The organism is Bacillus sp. SN32 (assembly GCF_002837495.1).
Taxonomy (GTDB): Bacteria; Bacillota; Bacilli; order Bacillales; family Bacillaceae; genus Bacillus; species Bacillus subtilis.
Map to the genome: position 1 here is coordinate 222,619 of NZ_PJCT01000002.1, position 12,176 is coordinate 234,794.

A 12,176-nucleotide genomic window follows, 5' to 3' on the forward strand; every position below is an offset into this window, starting at 1 on the left:
CTATTTTACGAGGTGATTTCGGTGTGCGTACACCGCCGCCTGCGTCCGGTCACTGACATCCAGCTTTGATAAAATATTGGTAATATGTGTTTTGACTGTTTTAATCGTAATAAAAAGTTCCTCGCCTATTTCTTTGTTTGTCTTCCCTTCTGCGATCAGGCAGAGTATTTCGAGCTCCCGTTTCGTAAGTGATTCATGCGGGAGCGCGTTTTCACCTGAGTGGCGCAGCCTGGATAATACTTTTCCCGCCACTTTTGACTCCAGCTTTGGCTCTCCCTTGCTTGCGGCGCGGATGGCATCGGCGATTTCTGCCGCTTTTGAGGTTTTCAACAGATAGCTGAGCGCGCCAGCTTCAATAACCGGGTACACTTTGTCATCATCAATGAAGCTAGTGAGCACAATAATTTTCGGGTCGGAAAGCTCCCGGCAAATTTGCTTTGTAGCTTCAATGCCATCCATGCCCTCCATGACAAGATCCATTAAAATGACATCCGGCGACAGTTCCGCAGCAAGCCGAACACCTTCGCTGCCGTCCGATGCTTCGCCGATGACTTCAATATCGGGCTGCGCCTCCAAAAAAGCCGCGAGCCCCATTCTGACCATTTCATGATCGTCAATCAATAATACTCGAATCACGTTCGTTCTCTCCTTTTTCTTCCGGGAAAATCGGGACCTTCACTTCGATTTGGGTGCCTTTTCCTTCTACTGAAATCACTTCGGCGACCCCGCCGATTTCACTTGCACGTTCTTTCATAGAATTCAAGCCGTATGAGGATGCTTTCACCTGGTCCATTTTAAAGCCTTTTCCATTATCAATCACCTTCAGACGGAGCTGGCTGTTCTTTATGCCCAGAATCACGGTTACTTTTGACGCTTTTGAATGTCTAAATACGTTTGAAAGGGCCTCCTGCACGATTCTGAACAAATGGTCTTCAACACCCTTGGATATCGCTGTGTCCTGTATATCCCACTCAATATCAATCGGCTGCTTTTTTCGGAACTCGTCCAAAAGCTCCGTAAGCCCCTCCTTCAGCCCTTTTCCTTCAAGGGTAACAGGCCGTAAATGGAGCAGCAGCGCCCTCATCTCATTTTGGGCTTCGCCTGCCATATGCTCGACCATCCTGATCCGCTTGACTGTTTTATCATCAGCACCCTTGACATTTTCCAGCACGGCTGATGTCATCATCGATATTGCAAAGAGCTGCTGGCTGACCGCATCGTGAAGATCTCTGGCCAATCGCTGGCGTTCTTCTGAGATAACCGACTTCTTCATTTGCGCCTGCCATTCCGCACGTTCATTGGAAAGTTTCTGCAAAGATGCGACTTGAAGCTCCACGCGCTTCGCCATTTCGTTCAGCTGATCGGCGGCCAGGCCGATTTCATCATCACCGAGCGGCGGTATCCGATAAGCGAAATTGCCGTTTTCAAAGGTTAAAATGGATTCAATTAATGTATCAATCCTTGTCTTCAACCGATTGCCGTACATATACCCTGAGGCGAAACCGACCGTCACGCTGATCAGCAGCAAAATCAGGATAAACGGAATTCCGAACCAGCTTGATGACAGCAAAACAAGCGGATCGAGCCGATAGTAAAACATCATAAAGGAAATCAGGCAGACAAAAAGGAGCAGGCTGATTCCCGTTGTCATGCGGATGGCGCGCCATTGGAGGCTGGCAAGCATTTTTTTTCTCATACGTACTTCACATCCACATCACCGATAAATAAGGAAACGGACACTTTGACCCGGCGCTTTGACTCGCTGAAATCGGTTGACGTGGCATATACCTTCGTGCTTAATCCGCTTTTCTTCGAGCCGATCAGATTAATGTCTCCTATAAAAACAGCCGAGCTGACAGCCACTTCAAGGTCCGATGGTACATAAATATCAACGTTTCCGATGACTCCGCTAATGACGATTGTACTTTCTCCCTCGGGAATCATCGCTTTAGACAAATCGATTTTGATATCACCGATAAAACCAGAGACATTTAAATCATTCAGGTCAAACGGCTGCTTCATCATTTGCAGCTCTCCGATAAAGAAGCTGCGCATGTCGGGATGTTTTACATCTTTTGGCGGCTCATGATGTTCTTGTTTATTGAGATTGACCTGTTTCTCATTCGGTTCAAATATCGGCTTCCCTTTGACAAGCCTGTAGCCGGCGTAAATCAGAAACGCGGCAAACGCATAGCCGAATAAATTAAAGGTGATGCTGAAGAGGTTTTTCAAAAATAGAAACGCGGCAAAGATATACATGACGGAGCCAAGCCAATCACGGGAATATTTTTTAAGAAAATAGCCGGCAATCAGAAAAAAGAGCGGCCAAAACAGCAGATCGCCTATTCCGATAATTTGCAAAAACATACTGATGCCGAATAAAGCAATGATCAATCCGAGAAGCTGTTTTTTTGTCATTCCTGGTGTCCGCCTCCTTTCTTCTGCCTGGTGCTACCGTATCGCTAGATCCCCGCTGTCCGTTTTGATGTCGATTGGATACCGGCCGCTTCCTTGCGTGCCTGTGATGTGATGCTGTTCTTTATGTGCTTTGTCAGCAAATGAATACGGCGAACTGACGTCACCGCTTGCTGATAAAGCATTGACTGCAAAGCTGCCTTTTTTGGGAAGGCTTAAATTAGCATCACCGCTTGTCAGCGTGACAGATACAGGACCGGTTACCTTTTTCAATACAGCATTAAAATCTCCTGAAGTCATTTTCACATCAAGAGAGCCTGATACATGAACCAGATTTGCGTCCCCTGAAGCTAAATCAATACCGGCTGTTTTGGAGACGGTATTTGAAATGGTTACATCCCCCGATGACGCCTTCACTTTCAGGTCTTGAAGGCGGACGTCCGTCACGCTCGTATTTCCGCTCGCAGATACTGCGTTCAGCCCGGAAAGCGCAAGATGGTCATTCCCGGCCACAGACACGTCGCCGCTTGAGGTTCGCACTGCCAGATCACCTTTATAATCATACGGAAGCCTGACGATAAGAGTTGAACGGTTAAATCCATTCAAAAATTGAAATGCTTTTTCCTTTACGGTCAGCTCCAGTTTTCTTTTGTTTTCAGTAACAAATAACTTTCCTGAGTCTCCTGAAATGCGTGCCGATATGTCACTTCGTTCTTCCGCTATAATCCGGACATCCTTGCTATCCGACTCAATGACCATGCTGTCAATGTCCCGCGGCGATGCGCTGGCTGAATCGGCTTCTGTGCCATTTATGAAACCCAGGCCTGCAGCAAACACATCTTTTACGACGACGGCGAAAAAAACCAGAATACCGGCAGTGATCAACAGTTTGCCAAGCATTTTTTTCATTCGGTTTCATCCTTCTCATTCATTCTATTATAAAGGAAAAGCTTGCGAATTGATACGTGCGGAAGGGAAGGACTTGACCGCAAATCCTTCCCCGTTCCGCTTATTCATTTGCCGCTTTTGTCTGGTCTGATTTTTGCAGTGAAAGTGTCCGCATTTTTTCAATCTCCGCTTCCACATCGTCTGCGAATTCTTTACGTGTAAGTTCTGTGCCGGCTTCCGCTGACTTTGAATAATTCGCGCGGATTTCCATTTCTTCAATACGATTTTCAATACGTAAAAATTCACGATACGCGCTTTCACTGTCAATTTTGTCAAATGTCGTATTCATATGCTCTTTAGCTTTCGCCGCATTTGCCCGCGCAATCAGCGCCTGTTTTTTATCCTTTACGTCCTGCAGCTTTGTTTCAAGTGCCGCCAGCTGCTCTTTCAGGTCAGCCAGCTGACTGTTAGCCTGTTCATAGGAAGCTTTATGCTCAGCCGCCTTCCCTTCTAAATACTTCATTTCAGTCAGCGCCTTTTTCGCCAGTTCTTCTTCACCTGCGTCAAATGCGAGCTGTGCCTGATTTTTCCGTTTGCCAGCCACTTCAGCGGCTTCTTCATATTTTTTCTTAAATTGATAGGCAATCGTGTGCTGTTTCACAATTGTTTGCTTTGCTTTTGCGATGTCGCTTTCCATATCGCGTACATATTGATTCAGCATCACCTTTGGATTCTCCATTTTATCAAGTCCTTCATGAACTGACGCAACAAACATGTCTCTGATTCTTTTTAATACCATACCTGATTCCTCCTAATATACTGATATTATTTTTTCTTCAAAAATTCTTCCCATTCGTCATCAAAGTGAGATTGGTAGGCAGCAGAAGCCGGTTCAGGATCAAAAGATGATACACCGTTATCAGCTGATCCGTTTTTCATCAGCTTCCAGCCGTAATACACCATAGCGGCCGCCAACGCGATTCCGACGACAAATGGAAGTGAGCAAATGAGCATTATCGCTCCGATACCGCCCACGATGATTCCCGTGATGGTTTTTCCCGCGGCAAACCTTTTGATTCCTGCGTATGTCATCAAGCTCCCGATGGCGAGCGGGATGATAAAGCCGAAGCTTCCTCCTCCAAAAAAGACGGAGATCCCAAATATAATTAATAAGAATCCGCCTACTGTTTTCTTGTTTATCTTCATGCAGATCCTCCTTTCGTTTTCCTTGTCTTCATCTTATACAAGTTGGAAGATATGCAAAACGAATCAGAGATTGATTTTTATATAAGACCGTAGTCGTATCTCGCACCGGACCCATCGACACAAAAAAACGCCATGCACGAGGCATGGCGTTTTAAAACCCTTTACAGATGAACACTTGCTTCCCTTTCTTTAATCAGGTCGGACCTTTCTGCTTTGGCCAGTTTTGTAAACAGCAAAATTCCGATACCCGCAATAATTTCGACAATCCCGCCGACAGCGATCACTTTACCTGAGCCGAAAGCATTTGCGGCATACCCGCAAATGACAGCTCCGGCAGGGATCGAAATATTGGAGATCATATGTATAACGGCGTAAACCTGCGGCTGATCCTCACTATCCACAGACGTCTGGATAATCGTGTACTCAGGAACATTAACAGCACTGACTGCGGCGCCAAAGGTAAAAGCAGCGAAAAAGACGAGCGGCAAAAAGGTATTCATCCCGGTAATAAAGAAAGCAAATCCTTCAATAATGCCGGCAGTGACGAATAACAAGCCGTACCTGTTTACTTTGACTTTCGCCAGCACAAACCCTAATAAAAACGCGCCCGCGGCGGTGGTGGCCTTTAAAAGCGAGTATACGATCGGCTGGCCATTTAAATCTTCCGCAACGTATACGGCAGAGAGCGCTTCCCATGGGGCAGCCGCGAAATTCATAAAGATACAGTAAATGGCGAGCGGATATAAAATCTGGTGTTTTCTGACGAGCCTAAAGCCGCGTTTCAGTCTTCCGATATATGTTCCTCTCTGTGTAACAACCGCAGACTCTGATTGAGATTCAACCGCAGTGTACTTAATAAAAAGAACGAGAAAACCCGACACCAAATAGAGCACAAGTGCGATAAGCATGGTATAAGAAGGACTGATAAATGTAAGAAAAGCGCCGCATAATGTGACAGCCCCGAGCCGAACAATTTGAGCGGAGGATTGCAGTACAGCGTTTGCTTTTTGAATGCCCTGTTCATTGACGATTTGAGGAATCAAAGCGATAGAGGCGGGATTGTAGGCAGCTCCAGTAGCTGAATGCACAATCATAAGCGTCATGACAAACCACAGCGGAGAGAAGCCCGCAAAATGACATAGAGGGATAATCAAAACAATCGCCGCCCTTGTCAGATCTGAAAAGTACATCCAAAATTTCAGCGTGGTCTGTTTCATAAAAGGCCCCGTCACAGGCGCCAGAACGGCTTCCGGCAAAAAAGTGACAGCAATCAATAAAGCAGTGCCGATCGCACCTTTGCCGTCATAAATTAAAAACCATAATATTGAATTAAATGCGAACATATCGCCGGATATCTTGACTATTCTTGAGAAAAACAGATAATTGAAATTTCTCTTCCAGATGCTATCACTTTCAATTAAATTCACCATCCATCAGAGCCCCCCACTGCCTATTTTTTACATCTATTTATTACAATATCTCATTTTTCCATTTTTCAGTCAATAATTCATAAGGTTCATTTTTTGTCGTAAAATGGGAAATTGACAGAGTGAAAAACAAAAAAGCCAGCATGTATTTGAACACGCCGGCTTTCGTTTTCACTTTTTATGATTCACTGCTGTCTCGGTCCCGAAACACAATGGCACTTCTTTCATATTCTACATCGCCAATACCGCTTCTTGCATTCACAACCCGTGCGGCGGCAAAGAAATAATCGGACAGACGATTGAGATAACGCAGCACTGTTTCATGAATCTCCTCCGATTTCATCAGCGCCACCACTCTTCGTTCTGCCCGCCTTGTAATGGTGCGGGCGATATGGAGAAGCGAAGCACCCTTTGATCCGCCTGGAAGAATAAATTTCTTCAGTTCCGGCGCTTCTGCTGTATAGGCATCAATGCGCGTTTCTAAAAAGGAAACAGATTCTTCCGTTAGTTTGTAGTCTTTTCTTTCTGTGACGATTGCCAGATCGCCTCCGCAGTCAAACAGCTCATGCTGGATGGTCAGCAGCTCGGCTGTCAGATCTTCAAAGCCGGGCTGCCCGGAAAGCTCTGCCAAAGCAAGCCCGATAAAGCTGTTAAGCTCGTCAATCGTGCCGTAGCTTTCGACGCGTAGGCTGTCCTTGTCCGTTCTGCCCCCGACTAAGCCCGTTTGTCCCTTATCGCCTGTTTTTGTATATAGTTTCATACCCTGAATCTCCTTTACAGACTTATTCAAACAACTCAGCAGCCTCTTCTACACATTCAGCCGTCCCTTTCTTTATCAATTGGTTCAGCCGCTGTTCTATGTTTTCGGATTGCTGAGTTTGAGTCGCGGCGATGAGAATATCACCTGTGCCTCTTCCGTCTCCCAGCACTTTCGTCCGTTCTGCTTCGGCAGCCATAAGAGCTTTGATGAAGTATTGATCTGCCGCATAGCCGTTAATCAAAATCCAAATCGAAAAGCCGGTCTGAACGCATATGAAAACGGATAACTCTCCGTCTTCATACGTTCGATACACGAAACGGTCAAGTCTTTCTGAAGAAGCCATCGCACACGTCTCCTGCAGTTGAAAACCGCTTTCTGAAAGATAGGCCATAAGTCCTTCTATCGGATCTGGCTGATCTGGCAGCCGTTTATGGATCAGCGTCCTGCTCCACGAAAACCCTGCACCGATAGGCGTCGAGGACAATGTTCGAAGCGGAATTTCCGTTTGCAGAAGAATGTCATCACGTCCCGCTTGGAGCAATGCTTCAAATGGGATAGACTGCCGCTTTACGCTATCTTTTTCAGGCTGAATCACAATCATCGGTTTAGGTGAGCTTTGATGTATCAAGGCGGTGACATCTGTATCGTACACCGCCTTTATGCTTTGTTCTGTAACAGCATATTCCGGTTTTTGCTTAGGCCCGGCGGTACCGTTTTTCATAAACATGAGCTCATCACAGTACAGGCTTGCGGTGTTCAGATCATGAAAAACGCTGACAGCTGCCAATCCGCTTTCTCTCGTCAGGCGTTTGATCAGATCAAGCAGGTCTTTTTGATAAGCCAGATCGAGAAAATTAGTCGGCTCGTCCAAAAATAAAATACGCGGCTGCTGCGCCAAAGCTTGTGCCAAATACACCCGCTGCTGTTCCCCTCCGCTTAGTTCGCGAATCGGCTTTTGCGCAAAATCGGCCACTCCTGTTTGCTCCATTGCTTCCTGTACAATGGCTTCATCCTTTTCAGTCTGCTGTCTGAACAGCCCCGTTTGGAATGGATATCTGCCAAAGGCTACAGTTTCTTCGACGGTAAAGGTGAAGGCTTGATCCATTTTTTGCGGCAGGACAGCCATGATTTGCGCCAGTTCCTTCGGTTTATAGTCCGCCAGCAGTTTTCCGGCCAGATAAACCCTGCCTTTCTTGGCCGGCAGCGTACCTGTCAGCAAGTGCAAAAGCGTGGTTTTTCCGCTTCCATTAGGGCCGAGAATTCCGAGAAATTCTCCCTTCTCCACGGTTAAGCTGACATTGTTAATTAGGCGGCTGTCGCCGTATCCTCCCGACAGCCCTTCTGCCTTCATCATAAGCTTCTCCCCCCGCGGTGCTGCCGAATTAAAATAAGAGCGAACACAGGCGCTCCCGCCAAGGACGTAATGATCCCGATCGGCAGTTCAATCGGCTCAATGATGGTTCTGGAAAGCAGATCGGCTAAAACAAGAAACCCTGCCCCAAGCAAGGCGGACAGCGGCAGTAAATGCCGATGGTCCGTTCCCCACAAAAGCCTTGTGATATGCGGAATCACAAGGCCGACAAAACCAATCGTACCCGATACTGCCACAGCGCTTCCCGTCAAAAGAGATCCGGCTATTAAAATCATCATCTTCCTCTGCTGAACGCTGACTCCAAGAAGCTTTGCTTTATCTTCTCCATATGTCATCACGTTCAGTTCCCTTCCGTTTATAATCAATAAAATGGTTCCCAAAAGAAAAAACGGGAGAAACAAAATAACATAGCTCCAGCCCCTCATTGAGACGCTGCCAAGCAGCCAATGCACAATCGGAAGCAGGTTGTCTCCTGTCAAGGCGATGATAAGAGAAATAAATGCGCCTAAAAAAGAGTTGGTGATGACACCGGTCAAAATGAGGGTGGAAACAGACATCGAAGCATGAACGAGGCGGCTGAAGAAAAGGACCGCCGCCATCGTGGCCAGTGCCGCGGCTACACTCAAAACCGGGAGTGTAAACCCTCCGATGACAGGAAGGTGCAAACCTAAGAACAGAGTCACAACAGCTCCGACTGAAGCACCGGATGACACACCTAGCGTATAGGGATCAGCAAGCGGATTTTTCAACAATCCTTGAAAAGCGGCCCCTGCAATAGAAAGAGCCGCCCCCACAAGGGCGGCCAGCACAACTCTCGGCAGTCTGATATTCATCATAATATTAGTGTACATCGGATCATCAGAACCGATAGAGCCGCCGAAACCTTGATGCCAAAAGACACGAAAAACAGCGGGAATAGGAATATGCAGGCTGCCGCAAGAAATTCCTAAGATGATGCTCACGGCTAAAAATGAGAAACCAATGATATATGCGGCATAACGATTATTCCTTAAACGTATCCGGGTAAATGCTTTCCGCAAGTTCTTCGACCCCTTCGATCAGACGGGGACCGGAACGTGTCACAAGATCAGGGTCCACATCATATACACGATGATGTTTCACAGCATTGATTTCGCTCCAGCCATCGCGTTTTTCCACAGCTTTCGCTTTCACACCGTCCGTTGTAACAATTGCATCAGGATTGAGTTTTACGATCGCCTCGTCTGTCATTTGCACCCATCCTGCCTGATCCGCAGCTGCGTTTTTAGCATGGATGACATTCAGCATTTCATTCATAAACGTATCTTTTCCGGTTGTATAAATGTCAGGATCAGGAGAAACCTCGATAAATACGCTTTTCTCCTCGTCTTTTGAAATGGTTTTCGCTTTTTCTTGAATATCCTTTAGATCTGATTTCATGCTTTTCACGAGCTGATCGGCTTTTTTCTCCGCCCCGCCAGCTTCTCCGATCATTTCGATTGATTTGTACACCTCGGAGAATGATTGTGCATCATTGACAGTCAGCACTGTAATGCCCGCGTTTTTCAGCTGTTTGATGGCATCCGCTGATGCTGACATGGAAGACTCATGGGCCAGAACGAGATCTGGTTTTAGAGAAATGACTTTTTCAACGTTTACATTCATATCTCCGACTTTCTCAACCTTTTTGACTTCCTTTGGATAGGTATCGTTTGTGGTGACACCGACCACTTTGTCACCAAGGCCGAGTGCGTATGTAATTTCTGTGTTGCTCGGCATTAATGAAACAATCTTTTTTGGCTCTTTTTTGATGGTTACATCTTGGTTTGACGCATCATCAATGGTGACAGGGAACGCTTCTGTTTTTTGTTTTGCCTTTGAATCCTTCTGATCCGCAGGATTGCCGCAGCCTGCCAGCATAACAGCAGCCAACAGGAGCGCAGTCCATATCCCGGCTCGTCTTTTCATAATCTTTTCCTCCTAAACGAACTAAAAAAGCATCTCTACGACGGTAAAGATGCTGTAAACAACACAAAAAAGCCTATTGTTTACACATCATCTGTCCTCGCAGAATTCGTGCTGATCAAACAGGCAGGTATCCTGGCTCTTGGCGCTTGGCCAATTACAGTGGCGGGACCGCACCGGCTTTTACCGGTTTCCCTTTTAAGCCGGCTGTTGTTCACGGACCGGCACCTATTTGACATTCGTATCCTTTTTTCGGAGTAATTATACTATATGACTGACAGGCTTGTATATGCGTCCTGAATGACTTTTCCCCGTATTATGCATGGGAGCAAAATCCTCGTAAACACTAAATTTGATCTTGTATACTTAATACCATCATCTACAAAAGGAATGATTCTTATGGATTTACAGCTAAAAGACAAACTCGTCTTAATCACCGGCTCGACGTCCGGCATCGGGAAAGCCGCCGCAAAAAGCTTTCTACAAGAGGGTGCGGCAGTCATTGTCAACGGACGCAAACAGGAGACTGTCGATCGCACGATTGAAGAGCTTTCTGGCTATGGAACAGTGCACGGTGCTGCTGCCGATTTGTCAAAAACAGATGAAGCAGCGGCTTTTATTGAAAAAGTAAATGAAATCGGTGATATCGATATCCTTGTCAACAACCTTGGTTTCTTCGAGGTAAAAGACTTTGCCGATGTGACAGATGAAGAGTGGAATCAATATTTCGAAGTGAACGTGATGAGCGCCGTTCGGACAAGCCGTCACTTCCTTCCAAAAATGCTTGCCAAAAACAGCGGCCGTATTTTAAATATTGCAAGTGAAGCAGGCGTCAAACCGCTGCCAACGATGATTCCATACTCAATGACAAAAACGGCACTGATCAGCCTTTCAAGAGGAATGGCTGAAATGACAAAAGGCACAAATGTGACGGTCAACTCAGTGCTCCCGGGACCTACTTGGACAGAGGGCGTGGCATCCTATATGGAAGGCGCCGCACAAGCAGCCGGCCAGGATACAGATACATTTATCAAAGACTATTTCAAGGTCAATGAGCCAACCTCGCTTATTCAGCGATACGCGACAGCAGAAGAAGTCGCCAACACAATCGTATTCCTCGCGTCTGACGCCGCATCCGCCATTAACGGCACGGCACAGCGTGTGGAAGGCGGCATTATCCGTTCTCTGTAGTATAAAAAACGCATCCGTTGTTTCGGATGCGTTTTTTTTATACGTCTCCAGCAAATGGTACCGGCTGATATCCGCCTGTTTCCAATTGTGCTGAAAACAACCCTCCAGCGTGAGGCTGCTCGTATCTCTCTTTTTCTGTCATTTGTTCTGTTGCCGTTGTAATGTAAAGGGTTTTTAAGTCTTTGCCGCCGAACGCGCAGCACGTGACATATTTAGCCGGCACGCTGATTGAATTGATTTCTTTTTTCTGAAACGGGTCAATGTGAACAACGCGGCTGCCGCCAAACAGCGCCACCCACAGCATGCCATTTTGGTCAATTGTCATGCCGTCCGGCAATCCGTCTGACTGATCAAAACGATAGACAGGTTCTGGATTCGAAACATCTCCGCTTTGAGGATCATAGCTGTAACGCACAATCTCCTGCGTCGGCGTGTCGATGTAATACATCAAATTCCGCTCGCGGTCCCAATCCAAACCGTTTGAGGTGGAGACTTGATCCTTGATTTTGACAAGACTGCCGTCTAGATTCAAACGGTACAGCGACGCCTGTTTTTGCTCGCCTTCCATGCTCGTCGTCCCCGCCCAAAGCCTTCCGTACGGGTCACATTTAGCATCATTAAATCTCAGGCTCTCATGCATGTCCTTCGGCTGTTTAATTTTTTCCAAGCTGTCATCCCGAAGATGATACAGGTAAAACCCGTCCTTCATCGTCATAATCAGTTCATCCTTTGAATATTTCGCAAGCGCCGTCACAAAGGATTTGAATTTGATTGATCGGTTGATTTTTTCTTCAGGGTCAAAGATGTGGAGCTCGCTCCCCAGGATATCAACCCAATATAAGCGACCGTTTTCTTCATCCCATAACGGGCCTTCTCCAATCACTGCCCGAGTGTCTGCTTCCAATACTGCATCCATGTGTTACACCTCTTTAGCTTCAGTCTATATATTGTTATTCCCGGCAAAGAGGTGTCC

Annotated in this window: 13 protein-coding genes and 1 riboswitch; of the genes, 1 reads left to right on the plus strand and 12 read right to left on the minus strand. The window is 46.5% G+C overall.

Features of this window, described 5'->3' with window-relative positions; all coding sequences use genetic code 11:
* The 11 genes from liaR to CW370_RS09605 form a co-directional block, all read right to left on the minus strand.
* Positions 1–636 (minus strand): two-component system response regulator LiaR, encoded by a 636-nt coding sequence (gene liaR, locus CW370_RS09555; RefSeq protein ID WP_021480575.1) that lies wholly within the window; start codon positions 634–636, stop codon positions 1–3.
* Complete coding sequence (liaS, locus tag CW370_RS09560; RefSeq protein ID WP_024571416.1) at positions 614–1,696, minus strand: two-component system sensor histidine kinase LiaS; 1,083 nt, start codon at positions 1,694–1,696, stop codon at positions 614–616. The genes liaR and liaS overlap by 23 nt, the downstream gene beginning before the upstream one ends.
* On the minus strand, positions 1,693–2,418 hold the full coding sequence (gene liaF / locus CW370_RS09565) for a LiaRS two-component regulatory system accessory protein LiaF (protein WP_024571415.1): 726 nt from the start codon (positions 2,416–2,418) through the stop codon (positions 1,693–1,695). The genes liaS and liaF overlap by 4 nt, the downstream gene beginning before the upstream one ends.
* A 33-nt stretch (positions 2,419–2,451) precedes the next feature.
* Positions 2,452–3,324: a LiaG family protein gene (gene liaG, locus CW370_RS09570; RefSeq protein ID WP_029946453.1), complete on the minus strand. Its 873-nt coding sequence runs from the start codon at positions 3,322–3,324 to the stop codon at positions 2,452–2,454.
* A gap of 100 nt (positions 3,325–3,424) precedes the next feature.
* A complete protein-coding gene (liaH, locus tag CW370_RS09575) occupies positions 3,425–4,102 on the minus strand; it encodes a stress responsive protein LiaH (protein ID WP_003243047.1) in 678 nt (225 codons plus the stop codon).
* Between the two features lie 26 nt (positions 4,103–4,128).
* Positions 4,129–4,509 carry a cell envelope stress-induced membrane anchor protein LiaI gene (liaI, locus tag CW370_RS09580; RefSeq protein WP_024571413.1) on the minus strand — a complete coding sequence of 127 codons (381 nt, stop codon included), beginning with the start codon at positions 4,507–4,509 and terminating at the stop codon, positions 4,129–4,131.
* Positions 4,510–4,670: 161 nt separating this feature from the next.
* Positions 4,671–5,939 (minus strand): MFS transporter, encoded by a 1,269-nt coding sequence (locus CW370_RS09585; RefSeq protein ID WP_003244338.1) that lies wholly within the window; start codon positions 5,937–5,939, stop codon positions 4,671–4,673.
* 175 nt (positions 5,940–6,114) lie between these two features.
* The gene (locus CW370_RS09590) at positions 6,115–6,696 is read right to left on the minus strand and encodes a cob(I)yrinic acid a,c-diamide adenosyltransferase (RefSeq protein WP_024573172.1); all 582 of its coding nucleotides are present in this window, start codon (positions 6,694–6,696) and stop codon (positions 6,115–6,117) included.
* Between the two features lie 22 nt (positions 6,697–6,718).
* The gene (locus tag CW370_RS09595) at positions 6,719–8,047 is read right to left on the minus strand and encodes an ABC transporter ATP-binding protein (RefSeq protein WP_088327491.1); all 1,329 of its coding nucleotides are present in this window, start codon (positions 8,045–8,047) and stop codon (positions 6,719–6,721) included.
* On the minus strand, positions 8,047–9,108 hold the full coding sequence (locus CW370_RS09600; protein ID WP_009968147.1) for a FecCD family ABC transporter permease: 1,062 nt from the start codon (positions 9,106–9,108) through the stop codon (positions 8,047–8,049). Before CW370_RS09600 ends, CW370_RS09595 begins: the two co-directional genes overlap by 1 nt.
* Positions 9,071–10,015, minus strand: a complete 945-nt coding sequence (locus tag CW370_RS09605) for an ABC transporter substrate-binding protein (RefSeq protein WP_024573377.1) — start codon at positions 10,013–10,015, stop codon at positions 9,071–9,073. Before CW370_RS09605 ends, CW370_RS09600 begins: the two co-directional genes overlap by 38 nt.
* Positions 10,016–10,120: 105 nt before the next feature.
* A riboswitch (cobalamin riboswitch) is annotated at positions 10,121–10,259 on the minus strand.
* Positions 10,260–10,411: 152 nt separating this feature from the next.
* On the opposite strand from CW370_RS09605, the gene CW370_RS09610 reads away from it, so the two are divergent.
* On the plus strand, positions 10,412–11,203 hold the full coding sequence (locus tag CW370_RS09610) for an SDR family NAD(P)-dependent oxidoreductase (protein ID WP_015384617.1): 792 nt from the start codon (positions 10,412–10,414) through the stop codon (positions 11,201–11,203).
* Between the two features lie 37 nt (positions 11,204–11,240).
* Here CW370_RS09610 and CW370_RS09615 read toward each other — a convergent pair whose 3' ends face one another.
* The gene (locus CW370_RS09615; protein ID WP_024572125.1) at positions 11,241–12,119 is read right to left on the minus strand and encodes an SMP-30/gluconolactonase/LRE family protein; all 879 of its coding nucleotides are present in this window, start codon (positions 12,117–12,119) and stop codon (positions 11,241–11,243) included.
* Positions 12,120–12,176: the final 57 nt, after the last annotated feature.